The 17791-nt window shown below is 63.5% G+C and carries 15 protein-coding genes; 8 read left to right on the top strand and 7 right to left on the bottom strand.

Annotated elements, in window-relative coordinates; translation table 11 throughout:
* Nucleotides 1-106: 106 nt before the first annotated feature.
* The 4 genes from glsA to HCN50_RS19300 form a co-directional block, all read right to left on the bottom strand.
* The gene (gene glsA / locus HCN50_RS19315; RefSeq protein ID WP_171711237.1) at nt 107-1966 is read right to left on the bottom strand and encodes a glutaminase A; all 1860 of its coding nucleotides are present in this window, start codon (nt 1964-1966) and stop codon (nt 107-109) included.
* A gap of 22 nt (nt 1967-1988) precedes the next feature.
* The gene (locus tag HCN50_RS19310; RefSeq protein ID WP_171711236.1) at nt 1989-4052 is read right to left on the bottom strand and encodes a TRAP transporter permease; all 2064 of its coding nucleotides are present in this window, start codon (nt 4050-4052) and stop codon (nt 1989-1991) included.
* 50 nt (nt 4053-4102) lie between these two features.
* The gene (locus tag HCN50_RS19305) at nt 4103-5266 is read right to left on the bottom strand and encodes a TAXI family TRAP transporter solute-binding subunit (protein WP_171711235.1); all 1164 of its coding nucleotides are present in this window, start codon (nt 5264-5266) and stop codon (nt 4103-4105) included.
* A gap of 158 nt (nt 5267-5424) precedes the next feature.
* On the bottom strand, nt 5425-5646 hold the full coding sequence (locus HCN50_RS19300) for an acyl-CoA carboxylase biotin carboxyl carrier protein subunit (protein WP_171711234.1): 222 nt from the start codon (nt 5644-5646) through the stop codon (nt 5425-5427).
* Between the two features lie 135 nt (nt 5647-5781).
* Between HCN50_RS19300 and HCN50_RS19295 the strand changes: the two genes are divergently transcribed.
* Complete coding sequence (locus HCN50_RS19295; protein ID WP_171711233.1) at nt 5782-6759, top strand: IclR family transcriptional regulator; 978 nt, start codon at nt 5782-5784, stop codon at nt 6757-6759.
* On the top strand, nt 6689-8248 hold the full coding sequence (locus HCN50_RS19290) for an acyl-CoA carboxylase subunit beta (RefSeq protein ID WP_171711232.1): 1560 nt from the start codon (nt 6689-6691) through the stop codon (nt 8246-8248). Before HCN50_RS19295 ends, HCN50_RS19290 begins: the two co-directional genes overlap by 71 nt.
* 52 nt (nt 8249-8300) lie before the next feature.
* Here HCN50_RS19290 and HCN50_RS19285 read toward each other — a convergent pair whose 3' ends face one another.
* Together HCN50_RS19285 and HCN50_RS19280 are read right to left on the bottom strand one after the other, a co-directional pair.
* Complete coding sequence (locus HCN50_RS19285; RefSeq protein WP_171711231.1) at nt 8301-9587, bottom strand: MFS transporter; 1287 nt, start codon at nt 9585-9587, stop codon at nt 8301-8303.
* Nucleotides 9588-9808: 221 nt separating this feature from the next.
* The gene (locus HCN50_RS19280; RefSeq protein WP_171711230.1) at nt 9809-10579 is read right to left on the bottom strand and encodes an enoyl-CoA hydratase; all 771 of its coding nucleotides are present in this window, start codon (nt 10577-10579) and stop codon (nt 9809-9811) included.
* 128 nt (nt 10580-10707) lie between these two features.
* Between HCN50_RS19280 and HCN50_RS19275 the strand changes: the two genes are divergently transcribed.
* Nucleotides 10708-11247 carry a PaaI family thioesterase gene (locus HCN50_RS19275; protein WP_171711229.1) on the top strand — a complete coding sequence of 180 codons (540 nt, stop codon included), beginning with the start codon at nt 10708-10710 and terminating at the stop codon, nt 11245-11247.
* Nucleotides 11248-11309: 62 nt separating this feature from the next.
* The gene (locus HCN50_RS19270) at nt 11310-11918 is read left to right on the top strand and encodes a TetR/AcrR family transcriptional regulator (RefSeq protein ID WP_171711228.1); all 609 of its coding nucleotides are present in this window, start codon (nt 11310-11312) and stop codon (nt 11916-11918) included.
* Nucleotides 11919-12012: 94 nt separating this feature from the next.
* On the opposite strand, the gene HCN50_RS19265 is transcribed toward HCN50_RS19270, so the two are convergent.
* Nucleotides 12013-12930, bottom strand: a complete 918-nt coding sequence (locus HCN50_RS19265; protein ID WP_171711227.1) for a LysR family transcriptional regulator — start codon at nt 12928-12930, stop codon at nt 12013-12015.
* Between the two features lie 103 nt (nt 12931-13033).
* Here HCN50_RS19265 and HCN50_RS19260 point away from each other — a divergent pair, with 103 nt between their 5' ends.
* The 4 genes from HCN50_RS19260 (at nt 13034) to mmsB (ending at nt 17786) form a co-directional block, all read left to right on the top strand.
* The gene (locus HCN50_RS19260) at nt 13034-14530 is read left to right on the top strand and encodes a CoA-acylating methylmalonate-semialdehyde dehydrogenase (RefSeq protein WP_171711226.1); all 1497 of its coding nucleotides are present in this window, start codon (nt 13034-13036) and stop codon (nt 14528-14530) included.
* A gap of 118 nt (nt 14531-14648) precedes the next feature.
* Nucleotides 14649-15794 (top strand): isobutyryl-CoA dehydrogenase, encoded by a 1146-nt coding sequence (locus HCN50_RS19255; protein ID WP_171711225.1) that lies wholly within the window; start codon nt 14649-14651, stop codon nt 15792-15794.
* On the top strand, nt 15791-16864 hold the full coding sequence (locus HCN50_RS19250) for an enoyl-CoA hydratase/isomerase family protein (RefSeq protein ID WP_171711224.1): 1074 nt from the start codon (nt 15791-15793) through the stop codon (nt 16862-16864). The genes HCN50_RS19255 and HCN50_RS19250 overlap by 4 nt, the downstream gene beginning before the upstream one ends.
* Before the next feature lie 34 nt (nt 16865-16898).
* Entirely contained in the window at nt 16899-17786 is an 888-nt protein-coding gene (gene mmsB, locus HCN50_RS19245; RefSeq protein WP_171711223.1) for a 3-hydroxyisobutyrate dehydrogenase, read from the top strand.
* The last annotated feature ends 5 nt before the right edge of the window (nt 17787-17791 follow it).

The following is a 17791-nucleotide window of genomic DNA, read 5'->3' as shown; positions in this document are numbered from 1 at the left end:
AGCGCGGAGCGATGCGCTGCTGATCCGGGGTCCACTGCGGCGGTGGTGGGTCCCGGCTCTGCGGAGCAGCGTGAAGAACGCTGCTCCGCGTCCGGGACACGGAAGGTTACCCCGACGTCAGCAAATCCAATTTAGCGTTGGCCATGATCAGGCGATCAGCCAGCAATTGCGCGAGATTGCGCATGATGCGCTCGCCAGCACGCGGGTGCTGTTTCCGAAACCGTTCGAAATCGCGAAGCGGGATTTCGTAAGCGGTCGCAGCCATATCGGCCAGCACGTCGGCCGAGCGTTGCGGCTCTAGCAATGCCATTTCGCCAAAGGGCATTCCGGCCGTCAGCGTCGCGAGACGAACGCCGTCAGGCAGGGTGACGTGAACTGCGCCGCTCCGCAGGAAGAACAGCGATGTCGCGGCGTCGCCCGCGCTGATGATCTTCTCACCGGTCTGATAGGTCCTGATCGAGACGAGCGAAGCGAGATCGGTCAGTTCCTCCGCCGTCAATCCCGCCAGCAGCGACTGTTCGGACAGTTCGGTCGCTTCGAAAAAATCGATCGCGCCGCCGTAGCGGTACACCACCTGGTCTTCCGCCCATTCGATGGCGGCATCGAGCAGATAATAGTTGCGGATGTTGGTGAGGCCTTCGGTCCATTCCGCGAGCATTTTCCAGTCGGGCGACGAACGCCTGATGCCGGATAGAATCACGGTGACGTGGTGGGCGGCGAGCTCGCGGAATTCCTCGGCGAGCAGTCGGGCGCCGGCTCGCGTCATCGCCGTCACGCGGCGCAGGTCGAAGATGACAAGCTGCGGCCGCGGCTTGGCGGCGAGCTGGCGCGAGACGTAGTCGACGTTGGAAAACGACAGCGTCCCCACCAGCTCGATCACGCGGACTTCCTGGTGGTGCGGGGCGAGGATGTTCTGCTCCTGCGCGCGCCGCACGCGCCGGGAGGGGCTGCTGCCGATGTCGTAATCGGCGATGATGCTGTTGCGCGCGTCGTCGCTGCGGTTGAGCATGTGCAGGTCGTAATGCGCCGAGAGCGCCTCGCAGACCTTGATGCCCCGCACACTGTTGCCGTGCTTATCGAGCCTTGGCGAATAGCTGCCGAGCCCGAGCCGCGCCGGTAGGGCTGCGAGAATGCCGCCGCCGACGCCGCTCTTGGCGGGAATGCCGATCCGATAGATCCATTCGCCGGCGTAATCATACATGCCGGAACTGGTCATGACGGAGAGCGTGCGGGAGATGGCGTAGGCGCTCATCACCTGTTCGCCGGTCAACGGATTGATGCCGCGATTGGCGAGGGTGGCCGCCATCACGGCGATATCGCGCGCCGTTACCAGGATGGCGCATTGCCGGAAATAGACCTCCAGCACGGCGGCCACATTGTCCTTGATGACGCCATTGGTGCGCAGGAGATAGCCGATCGCGCGGTTACGATCACCGGTCGCACTTTCGGAAGCATAGACGGCGTCGTCGACGTCGAGTTCGCGCCCGGCAAATCGCCCCAGCGCCTGCCGGATATATTCGAACGCGGCATCGCCCTTGGCCTCGTGGATCAGGCCGGAGCAGGCGATCGCGCCGGCATTGACCATCGGGTTAAAGGGATGGTTCTCGGCGTTGAGGCGGATCGAGTTGAAGGGATCGCCCGAAGGCTCGACGCCGATGACGCTTTCGACCCGGGCTGCTCCCAGCGTGTCCAGCGCCAGCGCGAACACAAACGGCTTCGACATCGACTGGATGGTGAAGGGGACCTGCGTGTCGCCGACCTCGTAGACGTGGCCGTCGAGGGTGGCGAGGCTGATGCCAAAATGGTCAGGGTCGGCCTTGCTGAGTTCCGGGATGTAATCGGCGACCGCGCCGCTGTCTTCTGGCGCGAAATCTGCGTGACAGGCGTTGAGAAACCGCAGCAAGGGCGGTTTTGAACGGGTCCAGGCGAGGGGCGTGGTCGTGAACGGAGAAGGCGATGGTTTCATCGCCTCCTCTTGTGCAACGCAATCAGGGTGCGCGCAACTGGTTCGGCATCGGTGTCTGCCGCCGTATCAGGGCGAGCGCGACCAGCACGGTGGGAACGAGGATGGCAAGGCCGATCAACGTGACCTGCATCTGCGACAGCGGCATGATACCGCCACCGGGCGTAGCCACCACGAAGCCGCCGATGATCAGCAATACCCGAAGCGGCCATTCCAGCGCGCCGGCACCCCTGAGGTCGCCGACAAAGGCCTGGTAGCCCTGGATGCCGCCGCAGATGAACAGCGTGCCGAAGCCCGCCAGCGCCATCAGCCCAAGCCCTTCGAGATAGGGGTTCGGTCCCTGCAGCACCAGCGCCGGATTCAGGACGAAGAAGAACGGAATGAAGTAGATGATGCTGCCGACCCACATCGATTCCCACCCTGTCTTCATCGCTGGTGAGCCGGCGATGCCGGCTGCGGCAAAGGAAGCGATGGCGACCGGTGGCGTGATCGAGGACAGCATGCCCCAGTAGAAGATGAACATGTGCACCGCCATGCGGTTGAGGCCGAGCTTCTCCAGCGCCGGTGCCACCAGAATGGCAAGGAAGATGTAGCAGGCGGTCGTCGTCAGTCCGAGCCCGAGCACAAGACTGGTAAAGGCGCACATCACGAGCAGCAGGAGGGCATTGTCGCCGGCGATCCTGAGCAGATCGTTGGCAAGGCTGGAGACCACACCGGTCATCGAGAACGCACCGATCAGAAGGCCGCAGCCGGCGAGAATGCCGACCAGCTCGACGAAGGTGCGGCCGTTGACCTCAAGGAACTTGCTGACCGTCGCAGACGTCCAGCGGGTTTCCTTCGAGAAGATCTGGTTCAGCACCAAAAGAAGCGCAGTGGCGTAGAACGGTGCGTGGCTTTCGCGCTTGAAGTACAGGAGCATCACGATCAGCAGCGCGATCACGAAGACGTAGTACCAGCCGGCCTTGATCGTGTCCCAGACCTTCGGCAGTTCGGAGCGCGGAATGCCCTTCAGGCCGTGGCGGGCCGCGTAAGAGTCCACCTGCATGAACAGGCCGATGTAGTAGAGCGCCGCCGGAATGATCGCAGCAAGCGCGACGTCCGCGTAGCTGACGTTGAGGAATTGCGCGATCACGAACGCGGTTGCGCCCATCACCGGCGGCGCCAGCACCGCGCCGGTTGACGCGCAGGCCTCGATCGCGCCGGCATAGGAGGCGCGGAAACCGCTCTTCTTCATCACCGGAATGGTCATTGTGCCCGCGGTCAGCACGTTGGAGATGATCGAGCCCGACATCATGCCGAGCAGACCGGAGGCGAAGATGCAGACTTTTGCCGCGCCGCCGCGGAAGGTGCCGCACAGAGCAAAAGCGATGTTGATGAAGAATTTTCCCGCGCCCGTCATCATCAGCGCGGTGCCGAATACCAGAAAGCCGATCACGGTATCGGCGAAGGCCTGGATCGGGATGCCGAGCAGGCTTTCGCCGGATAGCACGTGGTACGCCGTTGCCTGTTCGAGCGTCGATTGGGTGCCGCGAAACGGTCCCAGCCACTTCGCGTCGGCAAACAGGGGATAGACCGTAAACGGCAGCACGCTCAGCAGCAGGCTCCATCCGCCGGTGCGCCGCAAGGCTTCCATCAGCACGACCCACATGATGACGCCGGCAACGATCACGTAGGTTGGCGCACCGCCGAATTCCCAGCCAGCTTCAGCCGCCTTGCGGACGCTGCGCATCAGGATGATGGCGCAGGCGAACGTGAGGACAAAAAGCAGGATGTCGTACCAGGGAATTCGGTCGAGCGGCGAACGCTCGGTTCCTGGAAAGATCAGGAACGTGAACGGCAGCATCAGCGCGATCAGGAGGTAGAAGTACTCGGTGTTGAGCTGCGTGTAGCCGAGGAAGAAGCGCAGCGAGAATTGCTGGTTGATGCACAGCAGGATGGTTACGGCGGTCGCGACCACCAGCACCCAACGCCACGCCCCGCGCAACGTTCGCACCCGCGTGACTTCGGCTTCCTGCATGTTGGCATGCGGGTCGTCGAACTCGATTCGTTGTGCAGGCGCAGCTACGCTCTCACTCGCAGCAGGTGACATCATTCCCCCTAGACGGTATTCGCCTTAGATCCGAAGCGAGTGAGGCAGCACTATTCAAAGCCGTTCGGCATATTCGCCTTGGCCAGCGCCGCGGCGCGCGCCTTCATCCAGCCGTCCTGAAACGCCTTGTCGTCCGACGGCGGATTGGATTTGCCGTAGGCCGCCCAGGCTGCCGCCAGCACTTCCTGCCGCTTGAGCAATCCCTTGTTGTGGGCTTCCTGCTCGTCGGTCCATTGGCCGGCTTCCTTGAGCGCCTTCGCCGCGCCTGGATGCACGGGAACCACCCAGTTCTTGGTCTGGCGGTCGGCCGCAAGGCCTGCCGCACCCGGCGCCGAATCCTTATAGGCGTCATAGCCCGTGATCATCGCCTTGGTGGTGGAATAGACCTCGTCCGTGGGCAACGAGGCATACACAATGAAGATCGGGTAGGGATAGTTGCCAAGCTCGATCGGCTTGTCCTTGGAGATGCCGGCGCCGCAGGTCGCGACATGCGGGAAGAAGAACGACCCGACCTTCTTCACGCGCTCCCAGCCCGCCTTGTCGTTGTGCGGAAGCGGCGGCCAGATGATGCCGCGCGGCGAGGTCTCCAGCTCCTTGGCCGGGCCGGTGATGGTGGTGGCGAAGGCCGCATCCACGTCGTTGTTGATCATGCCCTTCCACATCGCGCCGTAGCTCGAGAACTCGACCGTCTTGACATCGCTTTGCTTGAGGTCGCCGAAGGCGAGGATGGCGAGCGCGTTCTGGTTCAGTGCCGGCGAGCCGACCACGAAGCCGACGCGCTTGCCCCGGAGTTGCTTGATCTCGGTCACCCCGGTATCCTTGGCGACGCCGAGCGAGCCGGCATTGCAGTCGACCGATGACAATACGAGCTGCAGGGGCTGCGGACCCCATTCCTTGGTGCCGAACTCGAACACGCCTTCCTGGGCGAAATAGGTGCCGGAACCCATTGCGGACATGGCCGCGCGCTTGGCGCGCAGCGGCGCCAGCCGCGCCACGTCGTTGCCGGCGGGCAGCACGCGGACGTCGGTGCCATATTTGTCCTTCATCATCTTGCCGACGGCGACGGCCATGTTGAAGCCCGCGGTGCCGGTGTCGTAGGCGGTCACCACCATGGTGGGCGGCAATTTAACGTCTTCGGCGTAAGCCGACGGCAAGGCCAGCACCGAAATGCCTGCAAGAGCGATTGGCGCAAGCGCCTTCAACCGATGAATCATATTTTCCCCTCAGATTGTTTCGCGATGCGAAATCTCTCGTTAGCGCTGATCATGTCATCGGCGGCTAGCGATGGCAACGTTAGGTACACGCACGTCAACATCAAAGCTGGACAGATTGTCGCGGAACTGATCACGCGCAAATGCATGCCGTGATCCGGTTAAGCTTCGATGATCGCGACGACCTGTCCCTCTGCAATGACGTCGTCGAGCTTGACCAGGATCGCCTTGATTTTTCCTGCCGTCGTCGACGTGACCGGAATTTCCATCTTCATGGCCTCAACGAAAGCGATCTCGTCGCCGTCGCCGACATTGCCGCCGGTTGCGATGGGAAGCGCACACACGCGCCCGGCGACTTCGGTGACAATCTTGATCTCTGGCATATCCGTTCTCCCGGGGACCGTCTGACGGACCTCGTTGTCCTCGTGAACGGCTTTTTGTTGTGGCGGCAGATTGCCTGAGGTAGTTTGTTCTGCAAGTGGAATTTTATTCCGCAGGGCGGAATGGAGACCATAACAATGGGAAGACGCTCGGAACGGCTTAGCAAGCAGGGAATGCTCGCCAGCGATCTCGCAGGCGATGGGGATGTGATCCAGGTGGTGTCGCGGGCGTTCGACGTCCTGCGCTGCTTCGAGGGTCATGAAGCGAGACTAGGCAATCTGGAAATATCCAGCCGCTGTGGTCTGCCGCGGTCGACGGTATCGCGGCTCACCCACACGCTGACGCGGATGGGCCAGCTCGTCTATCTGCCGCGCGACCAGAAATACCGCATCGGTCCAAGCGCGGTAGCGATGAGCACCTCGATGATGAAGGGGTTGCAGCTTCGCAATCTGATCCGGCTACGGCTGCAGGATGTCGCCGATCAACTGCCGGGCACCGTCGGCTTCGTGATTCCTGACCGCTACCATCTGGTCTACCTCGAATTCGCGCGTGCCGCGAATGCGCTCGGTCTGCACGAAGGCACTGGCAGCCGCATCTCGATGACCAGCACCGCGGCCGGCTTTGCCTACACGGCTGCGCTCGACACCGAGGTCGGCGATGCCCTGATCGCGGAAATGGAACGTGAGATCCCGGAAAGTGCCGGACTATTGAAGGCCCGGATCGAAGATAATCGCCGTCACCTGCGCGAACATGGCTATGTGGTCGGCTGCGGCACCTGGAGCCCGCACATCAACGGCTGCGCGGTGCCGATCTGGTCGCCGCAATACCAAACCTTCGTCGTTGCGACGATCGGCCTTCTCTCCGCAATGTTTGACGAGGAGCGGCTGCACAGGGAAGTGGCGCCGCAGATGCTCGAACTCGGCGTCGCGCTCGGCGGCCTGCTCGAAGGCGCGGAGGGCGACATCTTCGCCAGCCGTATCGAAAGAAAGCCGCTTCCGGCGCGGCCTCATAACAACAACAAGGTTATCAAAACGGAGGATACGAATGAACTGGAAGCCGGAGCTCGACGAGCTCGCTCGGCGCGAAGCGTTCGCGCGCGAGATGGGAGGCGTTGACAAGGTCAAGCGCCAGCATGACCAGGGCCGGCTCACGGTTCGTGAGCGCATCGACAGACTGATCGACAAGAATTCCTTCCACGAGATCGGCGCGATTTCCGGCATCGCCGAGTACGACGAAAACAGCGAACTCAAGCACCTGACGCCGGCCAACTGCGTGTTCGGCCGCGCCAGGATCGACGGCCGCACTGTGGTCGTGGTCGGCGACGATTTCACCGTGCGCGGCGGCTCGGCCGATGCCTCGATCTCGGCCAAGCCGCTGATGGCCGAGGAGATGGCGCATGATTTCCGCCTGCCGATTATCCGCGTGATCGAAGGCTCGGGTGGAGGCGGTTCGGTGAAGACGATCGAGACCCGTGGTGCCGCCAACCTGCCCGGCGGGGTCGGCGGCACGCGCTGGTACTGGTTCACGACCGCGAACATGGCGCGTGTGCCCGTTGTCGCGCTCGGGCTCGGTTCGGTTGCAGGGCTTGGCGCGGCGCGGCTGGCCGCCAGCCATTATTCCGTCATGACCAGGAACTCCGCGATGTTCGTCGCAGGCCCGCCGGTGGTAAAGCGTCTCGGCCAGGATCTAACGAAGCAGGAGCTTGGCGGCGCCGAGATCCAGACTCGCGCCGGCGGCGTCGATGATGCCGTCGATACCGAGGAGGAGGCGTTCCAACGCGCCCGGCGTTTTTTGTCCTATCTGCCGTCATCGGTGTACGAGCTGCCGCCGACCACGCCCTGCAGCGACGATCCGGAGCGCGCTGAAGAATCGCTGTTGAAGGCGGTGCCGCGCAATCGCCGCCAGGTCTACAAGATGCGCCCGATCATCGACGCCGTCGTCGACCAGGGCTCGTTCTTCGAGGTCAATGCCAATTTCGGCCGGCCAATCATCACGGGGCTTGCCCGGTTCGAGGGCCGCGCGGTGCTGTTGCTGGCGAGCGATCCGTTCCACTATGGCGGCTCGTGGACGGCGGAGGCATGCCAGAAGGTGGCACGCTGGGTCGACTTCGCCGAGACTTTCCATCTGCCGGTCGTCTATCTGATGGATTGTCCCGGCTTCATGATCGGGCTCGAGGCCGAGAAGTCGGCGACCATCCGCCACGGTGTGCGGGCGATGGCCGCGGTCAACCAGTCAACCGTTCCCTGGTGCACCATCATCGTGCGCAACGCGTTCGGTGTGGCCGGCGTCGTGCATCAGCCGGCCAACCGCTATTCGATGCGCTACGCCTGGCCGTCGGCCTATTGGGGCTCGCTGCCGCTGGAAGGCGGCATCGAGGCCGCCTACCGCGCCGACATCGACGCGGCCGACGATCCGGCGTTGAAGCTGAAGGAGATCGAGGATCGGCTCAACAAGCTCCGCTCGCCGTTTCGCTCCGCGGAGAAATTCTGGGTCGAGGAGGTGATCGATCCGCGCAAGACACGTGCGCTGCTGTGCGAATTCGCGCGGCTGGCGGAGCCGATTCGGACGGCGGGGCCGCCGACCAACATGTCGACGCGGCCGTAGAGATGTCATTCCGGGGCGATGCGAAGCATCGAACCCGGAATCACACTTCACGTTACGCCGCCGCCGCTTTCGCCGGCGCTCGTGAGATCGCCAGCACAATCAGCGCCGCCACCACGCAGAGCGCGCCGGCGACGAAGAATGCCGGCAGGTAGGTCTCCAGCACCGTGCGCGATACGCCGGCCCCGAAGGCCGCAACGCCCGCGCCGAGTTGATGGCCGGCAAAGATCCAGCCGAACACGAGGTTCGCGCGCTCCGCGCCGAACCGCTGCGCGGTGAGCCGTACCGTCGGCGGCACGGTCGCGATCCAGTCGAGCCCGTAAAACATCGCAAACAGCGACAGGCCGTAGAACGAGAAATCGGTGAACGGCAGGAACAACAACGACAGGCCGCGCAGTCCGTAATACCAGAACAGCAGCCAGCGGTTGTCATAGCGGTCGGACAGCCAGCCGGAGGCAATCGTGCCGACGAAATCGAAAATGCCCATCGCCGCAAGCAGGCTCGCCGCCTGCACCTGCGGAATGCCGAAATCGAGGCACATCGGTATTAGGTGGACCTGGACCAGCCCGTTAGTCGAGGCGCCGCAGATGAAGAAGGTGGCAAACAGGATCCAGAATACACCCGACTTCGAGGCATCGCGTAGCGTGCCGAGCGCGGCCGCCATGATCGGCGCGTTGTTCGGTGGCGGCGCCGGCAGCGGCTCGGTGCCTTCGTCGCCGAACGGGCGCAAGCCGACGTCGCTCGGCCGGTCGCGCATGATCATTTGCACGGCGAAGGCCGCCACTCCGAGCATGACGCACACCAGCGTGAGCGCGATCCGCCAGCCGTAAGCGTCGGTCAGGCTCGCCAGCAGCGGCAGGAAGGCGAGTTGTCCGGTCGCGACACTCGCGGTCAGGATGCCGACGACAAGGCCGCGCCGCGCCACGAACCAGCGCGCGGCGATCGTAGCCCCGAGCACCAGCGCGGTCATGCCGGTGCCGATCCCGATCACCACGCCCCACAGCAGCATCAGATGCCAGACCTTGGTCATCGCCAGCGAGGCAACGAGCCCGGATACGACGACGAGCTGCGCCGCCAGTGTCACATTGCGCAGGCCGTAGCGATTCAGCAGCGCGGCGGCAAACGGCGCCATCAGCCCGAACAGGATGAAGCGAATCGACAGCGCTGAGGAAATCTCCGCCGTGGTCCAGCCGAACTCCTTCTGCAAGGGCACGATGAAAACGCCGGGGGCGCCGACCGTGCCGGCAGCGATCAGGGCGGCGAGGAAGGTCACGGCGACCATCACCCAGCCGTAGTGGATGTTGCGGCGGGCGAGGGCGGCTGACAGCCAGTTCGAGATCATTGGGCCTCGGAAGATTGCGGTGGGAAGATTTGCCGTTAGTATTCTGACGCGATCGCCGTCTGACTTAAATGTCGTACTTCCCTCATTTCAGGACACGACGACGTCAGCGGCGATCCGCGTGGGGGCTATATTGAATTATGAATATAATATTATACGTGACAGTATCGCAACCAGGCAATCGCATTAAAAAATCTCACTGGCAGGCCTCATGCGTGCCCCGTCTACTTCTTGCGGTCGAGAAATCCCTGCATCAGCCGTTGCGGCTCGCCGGTCAGGAATGATTTTCCGAATACACCGACACTCACGTTGACGGATTCGGTCAGCGGTAGCTCCTCCCATTGCCGCAGCAGCGCCTTCTGCGAACGCAGCGCTTCGGGCCCGCATTCGAGCAGGGTCTTTACCGTGTGCTCGACCGCGGCATCTAACCCGCCTTGCTTTGCGACCATGTCGACGAGGCCCCAGGCGAGCGCCGTTGGCGCGTCGATATTCTCGGCCGTCATGACCAGCCAGCGGGCGCGGCCCCAGCCAATCAGCCGTGGCAGCAGCGCGGCATGGACCACTGAGGGGATGCCGACACGCACCTCCGGCATGCCGAATTTGGCATCGTGCGCCGCAATCCGGAAGTCGCAGGAGGCGGCGACTTCGAGGCCGCCGCCGAGGCACCAGCCGGGCAGCCGCGCGATCACCGGCGCCGGAAAGTGGCGCACGGCCTCGCAGAGATCGCGTAAGCGCGTGATGAACGCTTCCGCCGATTTCTGATCGAGCCGCGCCATCTCCTTGATGTCGGCGCCGCCGATCATGCTCTTTTCGCTCTCGCCGGCCAGGATCACCGCGCGGATGCTCTTGTCGCCGGCGAGTTTCTCGAGCCCTTCGCGTAACCCGTCGGTGACGGCGGAGGAGAGGATGTTGAGGGTGCCTGCGTTGCAGATCGTGAGGCGAACGACACCTCTGCCGTCGCGGTCGACGGCGCAGTGGGGATTGAGCATTTCCATTTTGTTTTCCCGGACTTGTCCTGCGGCTGGTGCCACTTCCAGACATTGCGCCGGCTTGTCAAGGGCGGGGACGTTGCGGCATCGCTGGTGTTGCGATAGAATTATGATCATCATTCAAAGGGGCCGTCATGACCGCAACCGAGACCGTCGATTTGTTCTCGTTCGATATGCGCCGGCGCCGGGTCGTGGAATGGCAGGCACCGGCGCCGGTGGCGAAGGCCGCCTCCGGGATGTCCGGGCTGGAGATCATGCGCGCGATCCGCGACGGCATATTGCCACCGCCGCCGATGGCCCGATTGATCGGTATTGAGATGCGCATCGCCGAGCCAGGGCGGATTGTGATGGAACTCGATCCTGACGAGAGCCTGGAGAACACCGTCGGCCTGCTCCATGGCGCAACCGCCGCGGCGCTGCTGGATACCGCCATGGGGTGCGCCATTGCCACCATGCAGCCGGCGGGGCAGACCTCGGTGACGCTCGATCTCAAGCTGACTTATCTGCGGCCGTTATCGGTGCGGTCGGGCGCGATCTCGGCGGAAGGCAAGGTGATAAAACTCGGCCGCCAGACCAGCTATGCCGAAGGCTTCGTCCGTGATGGCGCGGACAATCTTGCGGTGCACGCAACCGCGACCTTCTCGATGGTCGGGATGGGTGGAAGCGCGAAATAGATGCAGCTTTTCCCGCGCACAACTGCTATTATATGACCATGGACATTTAATGGGATGCGTTGATGCGGTATTCGAAAGAGCACAAGCAGGAGACCCACGCACGGATCGTGAAAAAAGCCTCGGTGCGGCTTCGCGAGAAGGGCGCGCATGGCATCGGCGTCGCCGACCTGATGAAGGAGGCGGGCCTGACCCATGGCGGTTTCTACGCGCATTTTGATTCGCGCGAGGCGCTGGTGATCGAGGCCTTCGCTTATGCGATGGACCGCTCGATCGAGCACTGGCGCAAGATCGCCGCTGAAACGCCGGCGGAGAAACGGCTGTCGACGATCATCGATTCCTACGTCTCGCCGGTGCATCGCGACGATCCCGGTCGCGGTTGCGCGGTCCCCGCACTCGGCGCCGAGATTGCCCGCGAGAGCGCAAAGACCCGCAAGGCCTTTGCCGCCAAGCTGGAGCAGTTGATCGACGTGATGGCCGACCAGATTCCGGACGTGCCGCGCAAGACGGCGCGGAGGCAGGCGATGGGCACGCTGGCGACGATGATGGGCACGCTGGTAATGTCGCGCGTCGCCGGCAGCGGCGAACTCTCCGACGAAATTCTTCTCGCCGGCCGCGAGGCGGCGCTGGCGCGCGCGACGGCCACGAAGAAGGCGCGTGCGAAGGTGAATTGAGCGCAGAATCGTAGGGTGGGTTAGCGCAGCGTAACCCACCGAAAGTCTCGACATGCGGCACGTGCGCGGTGGGTTACGGCTTCGCCTAACCCACCTACAAATTTCCGCCAAACAGCGCCCGTTCGCTATCCACCGTTTCGCAGATATAATCGGCCACCGCGCGAATGCGCGCCAGATCCTTGCTGTCGGCGTGCATCAGCATCCAGAACGTGCGCGATATCTTTACCTCGTCGCGCAGCACCGGGCGCAATTCCGGATGCGTGGTGGCCATGAAGTGCGGCAGCACGGCGATGCCGAAGCCTGCGATGGTGGCATTGAGCTGCGCGATCAGGTTGGCGCTGCGGAATTTGGCGGAGATTTTTGGCGAGACCTGCGGCAGGTAATCCAGCTCCGGCGTGAACAGCAGTTCCTCGATATAGCCGACGAAGCGATGTCCGGGCAGGTCGGCTCGACTTTTGATCCCGGGCGCGCGGTCGAGATAGGCCGGCGAGGCGTAGAGGCCGAGGCTGTAGTCGAGCAGCTTGCGGCCGACGATGCGGCCCTCCTTGGGCATCGAGAGGCTGATCGCGATATCGGCCTCGCGCTTGGACAGGCTGAACAGGCGCGCAGTGGCGACGAGCTGCAGATCGAGATCGGGATACCGCTCGGTGAACTTCAGGAGCCGCGCCGCCAGGAAGTGGCTGCCGAACCCGTCGGGCGCGCCGATCCGGACCGTGCCGGTGAGCTGGGCGCGCGAGCCGCCGACCGCCTCCTGGTTGGCGACAATGGTGGATTCCATCGCCTCCGCGCTGTCGGCAACGCGCTGACCGGCCTCGGTCAGGAGATAGCCGGTCTTGCGGCGATCGAACAGTTTGGCCGAGAGATGCCGTTCCAGCCGGTCGACGCGGCGGATCACAGTGGCATGATCGACCGATAGCTGCTTGGCGGCAGCCGAAACCGAGCCGCCGCGCACGATCGCCAGCACAAAACGGAAGTCATCCCAGTCGATCGCCCCGGAGCCTTGATCCAGCATTTCCGCACATCTATGGTGCAATATATCGGACTTGTATCCCAAGAAATGCAGGTCAAAAAGGGGCTCGACAGCGATCCCGGACGGGACCTTAGGGAGATCATTCATGCGCTCAATCGGACATTTCATCGGCGGCAAAGAGGTTAAGGGAACGTCCGGGCGGACGGCTGACGTGTTCGAGCCGATGACCGGCGACGTCCAGGCCAAGGTGGCGCTGGCCTCCAGGGCCGAAGTCCGCGCCGCCGTCGAGAACGCCGCGTTGGCCCAGCCCGAATGGGCCAACACCAATCCGCAGCGCCGCGCGCGCGTGATGATGAAGTTCCTCGAACTGGTGCAGCGTGACTATGACCAGCTTGCCGAATTGTTGGCGCGCGAGCACGGCAAGACCGTTCCCGACGCCAAGGGTGACATCCAGCGCGGCCTCGAGGTCGTGGAGTTTGCCTGCGGCATTCCGCACCTGATGAAGGGCGAATACACCGAAGGCGCAGGCCCCGGCATCGACATCTATTCGCTGCGGCAACCGCTCGGCGTCGTCGCCGGCATCACGCCGTTCAATTTCCCGGCGATGATCCCGATGTGGAAGTTCGCGCCCGCGATCGCCTGCGGCAACGCCTTCATCCTGAAACCTTCCGAGCGCGATCCTGGCGTGCCGATGCGGCTGGCTGAACTGATGATGGAGGCAGGACTGCCGCCCGGCATTCTCAACGTCGTCAATGGCGACAAGGAGGCCGTCGATGCCATTCTCGACGATCCCGATATCAAGGCGATCGGCTTCGTCGGCTCAACGCCGATCGCGCAGTACATCTATGAGCGCGCCGCCCAGACCGGCAAGCGCTGCCAGTGTTTTGGCGGCGCCAAGAACCACGCCATCGTGATGCCCGACGCCGACATGGACCAGACCGTCGACGCGCTGATCGGCGCTGGTTACGGCTCCGGTGGTGAGCGCTGCATGGCGGTGTCGGTCGCCGTCCCCGTCGGCAAGACCACCGCCGACCGCCTGATGGAAAAGCTGATCCCGCGCGTCGAGTCGCTCAAGATCGGCACCTCGATCGATCCGTCCGCCGATTACGGTCCGCTGGTGACCCGCGAGGCGGTTGAGAAGGTGAAGAGCTACATCGATATCGGCATCAAGGAAGGCGCGACGCTCGCCGTCGACGGCCGCGGCTTCAAGATGCAGGGCTACGAGAAGGGTTTTTATCTCGGCGGCTCGCTGTTCGACAACGTCACCAAGGACATGCGGATCTACAAGGAGGAGATTTTTGGCCCCGTGCTCTCGGTGGTGCGTGCCCACGATTACAAGGAAGCGCTGGCGCTGCCGTCGGAGCATGACTACGGCAACGGTGTTGCGATCTTCACGCGCGACGGCGACGCCGCGCGCGACTTCGCGGCCAAGGTCAATGTCGGCATGGTCGGCATCAATGTGCCGATCCCGGTGCCGATTGCCTACTACACCTTCGGCGGCTGGAAGAAGTCAGGTTTCGGCGATCTCAACCAGCACGGCCCGGACTCGGTCCGCTTCTACACCAAGACCAAGACGGTAACCTCGCGCTGGCCGTCCGGCGTCAAGGAAGGTGCGGAGTTCTCGATCCCGTTGATGAAGTGATGGTGTAGCCCCGCCGTCATTGCGAGCGTAGCGAAGCAATCCATCTTTGCCGCTAAGGAAGAGTGGATTGCTTCGTCGCTTCGCTCCTCGCAATGACGAGAAGAATGAGCAGTCCAGCATGCAGTTCGCTCTCAACGAGGACCAGATCGCGGTTCGCGACATGGCGCGCGAATTCGCGGCCGAGAAGATCGCGCCGCATGCACTGCGCTGGGACGAGGAGAAGCATTTTCCCGTCGACGTGATGCGCGAGGCCGCAAGCCTCGGCATGGGCGGCATCTACATCAGGGACGATGTCGGAGGCTCCGCGATGACGCGCTTCGACGCGGCGCTGATCTTTGAGGCGCTGGCGGTGGGCTGTCCGACTGTGTCGGCCTTCATCTCGATCCATAACATGGCGTCCTGGATGATCGATGCCTTTGGCAACGATGCCCAGCGCCGGAAGTGGCTGCCGAAGCTTTGCACCATGGAGCTTCTGGCGAGCTATTGCCTGACCGAGCCGGGCTCCGGATCGGATGCCGCCGCGCTGCGCACCCGCGCGGTCCGCGACGGCGACCATTACGTGCTGAACGGCCAGAAGCAGTTCATCTCCGGGGCCGGCGGCGGCGACCTCTATGTCGTGATGGTGCGGACCGGCGGCGAGGGGCCTGGCGGCATCTCGACGCTGGTCGTTCCGGCCGAAACGCCGGGCGTGTCGCTCGGCGCCAATGAACGCAAGATGGGCTGGAACGCGCAGCCGACCCGCGCCGTGATCTTTGAGAATGCCCGCGTGCCGGTCGAGAACCGGCTCGGCGAGGAGGGCATCGGCTTCAAGATCGCGATGGCCGGCCTTGACGGCGGCCGCCTCAACATCGCCGCTTGTTCGCTCGGCGGCGCGCAAAACGCGCTCGACAAGTCGCTGGCTTACATGAAGGAGCGAAAAGCTTTTGGAAAGCGCCTCGATGAATTCCAGGCGCTGCAATTCCGCCTTGCCGACATGGCGACCGAATTGGAGGCGGCGCGGACTTTTGTCTGGCGCGCGGCCGCGGCGCTCGACCGCAAAGACCCCGACGCCACCATGCTCTGCGCGATGGCCAAGCGCTTCGGCACCGATGTCGGTTTCGAGGTGGCGAACCAGGCGCTGCAGTTGCACGGCGGCTACGGTTACCTCAGCGAATACGGCATCGAGAAGATCGTGCGCGACTTGCGCGTGCACCAGATTCTCGAAGGGACCAACGAAATCATGCGGCTGATTGTGTCGCGCAAGCTGATCGAGGGCGCGCGATGAAGGATGCGGCCAGTGCAGAGAGCGACCTGATCTCGCGCAAGGAAGGCTCGGCCGGAATCATGCGCCTGAACCGGCCGAAGGCCATCAATGCCGTGACACTGGAGATGTTCCACGACATCGACAAGGCGTTAGATGTCTTCGAAGCGGATCCCGCCGTCGCTGTGATCCTGCTGGAGGGCGCCGGCGAGCGCGGCCTTTGCGCCGGCGGCGACATTCGCGCGCTCTGGGAAAGCTCGAAAGTGAAGGGCGATCTCGGCAAGATCCTGTGGCGCGACGAATACATCCTCAACGCCCGCATCAAGAAATTCCCAAAGCCCTACGTCGCTTTTATGGATGGCATCGTGATGGGCGGCGGCGTTGGGCTATCCGCACATTCGAGCCACCGCGTTGTCACCGAGAGGACCAAGCTGGCGATGCCCGAAGTCGGGCTCGGCTTCTTCCCCGATGTCGGCGGCACCTGGCTGTTGTCGCATTCGCCGGGCGAGATCGGCACCTATTTTGGACTGACCGGGCAGACCATGAACGGTCCCGACGCCATTCATGCACGATTTGCTGACTCGGTGGTGCCGTCGGCAAGGCTGCCGGCGCTGCGCGATGCGCTGACGAAGGTGCAACCCGGCGCGACGTCGGGAGACGTCACGAAGCTGATCGAGGGATTCTCGATCGGCGAAACGGCCGGACCGGTCGCCGCGCAGCAGATGAAGATCGATGCGCTGTTTTCCTACGATCGTATGGAGGACATCGTGGCGGCGTTGCAGCGCGACGGTTCGGACTTTGCGCAGGCGACGTTGAAGACGCTGGGCGAAAAATCGCCGCGCGGCATGGTGGTGACGCTGAAGCTGTTGCGCCTCGCACGCACGGCCTCGTCGCTCGAGGAATGCCTGGTGCGGGAGTATCGCGCCGCGCTGGAAGTGTTTGCCAGCGACGATTTCCGCGAGGGAGTGCGCGCCGCTGTCATCGACAAGGATCGCAATCCAAAGTGGTCGCCGCCGCGAATTGAGGATGTGACGCCGGAAATGGTCGCGCCTTATTTCGCCGAGATCGGCGCGGACGAACTGAAGTTTCCCTGATCAGAACAGAACAATCGCAAGCGGAGGATTCGAGATGGCAAATATCGCATTCATTGGCCTCGGCAATATGGGCGGGCCGATGGCGGCCAACCTGGTCAAGGCCGGCCACAAGGTCACCGCGTTCGATCTGGTCGCCGCCTCCCGCGACCAGGCCAAGGCGGATGGCGCGGCGATTGCCGAAAGTTCGGTGGCTGCCGTTAAGGGCGCCGACGTCGTCGTCACCATGCTGCCGGCGGGCAAACATGTGCTGTCGGTCTGGAATGAAGTTGTTCCTGTCATGACCAAGGGCACGCTGATCATCGATTGCTCGACCATCGACGTCGAAAGCGCCAAGCAGGCGCACGCGCTGGCCGGCAAGCATGGCATGCTCTCGGTGGATGCGCCGGTGTCGGGCGGCACCGGTGGCGCCAAGGGCGCGACGCTGACCTTCATGTGTGGCGGTGAGGAGAAAGCCTTTGCGGCGGCCAAGCCCGCGCTGGAGAACATGGGCAAGAAAATCGTCCATTGCGGCGGCGCGGGCGCAGGCCAGGCGGCCAAGATCTGCAACAACATGATCCTCGGCATTTCCATGATCGGGGTCGGTGAGGCCTTCGCGCTCGCCGAGAAGCTCGGACTGTCGCATCAGGCGCTGTTCGACGTCGCGTCGACCTCGTCGGGCCAGTGCTGGGCGTTGACATCCTATTGTCCCGTACCGGGCCCGGTGCCGACGTCGCCTGCCAACAACGGCTATAAGCCCGGCTTCGCCTCCAATCTGATGGTGAAGGACCTGACGCTGGCGCAGGACGCCGCTAATGCGACGGGAGCCGTGACGCCGCTCGGCAAGCACGCGCAGGAGATCTACAAGGCCTTTGATGCCGCCGGCCATGGCGGGGTGGATTTTTCCGGGATTATCCAGCACGTTAGGGGTCTTGCTGCAAAATAGCGGAG

The organism is Bradyrhizobium archetypum (genome assembly GCF_013114835.1).
GTDB classification, from domain to species: Bacteria; Pseudomonadota; Alphaproteobacteria; order Rhizobiales; family Xanthobacteraceae; genus Bradyrhizobium; species Bradyrhizobium archetypum.
This window is presented reverse-complemented; position numbering and strand designations above follow the sequence as displayed.